The sequence below is a fragment of the Corynebacterium sp. HMSC05E07 genome (assembly GCF_001807225.1).
GTDB lineage: Bacteria > Actinomycetota > Actinomycetes > Mycobacteriales > Mycobacteriaceae > Corynebacterium > Corynebacterium singulare.
In genome coordinates this window covers 1-578 of record NZ_KV788206.1, presented here as the reverse complement: position 1 = coordinate 578, position 578 = coordinate 1, and the positions used below count along the sequence as shown (strand labels likewise).

1 pseudogene is annotated in these 578 nt (G+C 54.5%); it reads left to right on the top strand.

The window, feature by feature from the left end:
- Positions 1-128 precede the first annotated feature (128 nt).
- Positions 129-578 (top strand): annotated as a pseudogene (locus HMPREF3149_RS01785) (transposase); the annotation flags it as partial.

Here is a 578-nt window from a genome sequence, read left to right as displayed (position 1 = left end):
CCTGACTTAGGTCATGGGTGGGTGAGTAACGTCACTCTTGACACTGTTACCTGTTGGTTTTCGTCGGTGGGTAGGAATTTTTCCGCACTAAGTGGGTAGTGCCGGGGGTGTTCAGTAGTCTGATTTTTGTGAGTCCTTATATTCGCACCGTCAAGACCGCTTCTGGGGCGACGGCGGTGCAGGTGGTGTTCTCTGAACGCAAAGGTGCGAAAAGGATGAAGCATATCGGCTCAGCACATTCAGAGTCAGAGCTTGCGCTTTTAAGAGCTGAAGCTCAACGCATCGTCGATGGTGACCAACTCGCAATGGACTTCGGCGAGGTGAAACACATCCCACCGGCAACAGGCAGCGTTTCCAACCCGCTGCCGGTAGTCGGTCAGCGTGCCGGATACTTGCTGGACTGTATCGATGCGTGTTTCAACGAGTTAGGCCTTGCTGCAGCAAGCGGTGATGATCCGGTGTTTCGCGATCTGGTGCGTGCCCGGATCATTAATCCCGGCTCAAAGCTGGATTCCATCGAGACTCTTGCCGAGGTTGGCATCACCAGCGCAAGCTACCGCACTATCCAGAGGCGTCTT